This window comes from Avibacterium volantium (assembly GCF_049366555.1).
Lineage (GTDB): Bacteria > Pseudomonadota > Gammaproteobacteria > Enterobacterales > Pasteurellaceae > Avibacterium > Avibacterium volantium_A.
Window position 1 is genome coordinate 1 of sequence record NZ_JBMMGT010000053.1, and the last position, 1,438, is coordinate 1,438.

At 32.7% G+C, this 1,438-nt stretch carries 2 protein-coding genes; both read right to left on the reverse strand.

All coding sequences use genetic code 11. The features are described from left to right. On the reverse strand, positions 1 to 235 hold a 235-nt coding region (locus tag ACLS0A_RS10920), incomplete at its 3' end, for a helix-turn-helix transcriptional regulator (RefSeq protein WP_416083496.1). Between the two features lie 164 nt (positions 236 to 399). Beyond that, positions 400 to 1,317, reverse strand: a complete 918-nt coding sequence (locus ACLS0A_RS10925; protein ID WP_416083497.1) for a hypothetical protein — start codon at positions 1,315 to 1,317, stop codon at positions 400 to 402. Positions 1,318 to 1,438: the final 121 nt, after the last annotated feature.

Here is a 1,438-nt window from a genome sequence, read left to right on the forward strand (position 1 = left end):
GCAAAACGGGCATTTGATATTGATTGCCATTAATTCCCCTATTGGTTGGTTGTTCTTGTTTCGCTATCCAAGCCCGCACGCTTTCCATATTCCAGCGCAAGCAGTTGCCGATCTTGATTGGCTTTGGAAATGTGCCGCTTTTGCTGTATTTATGAATGGCTGTTTTTGAAATGCCAAGCAACGCACAAACTTCTTTGGCATTGGCATAGCGGGATAATGTGATCGTTTCGGTCATAGTTTCCCCTGTGGTTTTTGGTTGGTTGAAAAAAGTTCTTTTTGTTCGTTCTGTGCTTTAAGCGTGTTTTTGTTCGGGGGGAATGGTATGCGGGTGAGCAAATAGAAAAAATGGAAATAATCCTTTATTTCTTAGAAAAAAGTATTATTTCCATTAAAGAATAGCTATTTTAACGGGTCTATTATCTTGATTTTGTGCGGATCTCTAGCATAATCGCCGCCTTTGTATCCAATCCCCCATTCATTAAGCCAAAGTGTATAAGTTTTAATATCAGCTTTCTGTTTTTCTGGATATTCTTTTTCTATATACCGCTTTATTGCATTTGCTATTGCATTTTTGGAATGTTTCGGATTTTTTGAAAATGTTTCTTCAGCAATGAGTCTAGCTATTTCTTTTGAGTTGTTCTCTGGTCTTCCAAGTTTTCTTATTTCTTCTCTCACAATTTGACTTTTATCTAACCAAGTTAAATTCATTTTTAATAATTCTATATCATCATTTAATATAAAAAGCTCTTCACGTTCTAGCTTTAGCTGATTATATTTATTTTCAAAGTTACAAAATAAAACGATGATATTTTCACTTTCTTTTGTTGGCGGAGTGTGTAATTTGCTATTTTTCCCTACATATATGAAATTATCTAAAAATATATCTTTCGGAATAATGAAAGAATCAAGGTAAAAGCTGATAAATCCATATAAAACATCTAAATTTGATTTTAGTTTCTTTTGAGTCTGTTTATTTTCAAATTGAAATTCATTTGGTATTGTTAACCCAAGTATTGAATGGAGCCCTATTTTTGTTCTTACAAAAGAATGATAAGATTCTAATTTAGGTGGGAATCCTTTTATCCCTGCTAACTTTACAGTATTATTTTCATCTAATTCTATAAAATGATTTCCTATTTTTATTCCAATGTTCTCAATATAATAAAATTTAGCACAAATTTGTAAGCGGTTAGTTATTGCAAAATGCAATAAATCATCAATAGTAACTAGTTCACCGCTTTCCCTTGTTAATTTTTCTGCTGCTTGCTCTAGGCTATACCACTTTCTAGGTGGTAAAGTTATTTTTTGTTGTGCCATTTTGATTTAATCCTTGATTTATTTGATGGTTATTTGATTGTTGTTTGATAGCAAAAAAGCCCGTTATTGGGCTGTTATAGGTCATCTAGGCTAACTTTTACAGGGTCAATGGTTGCAAGGC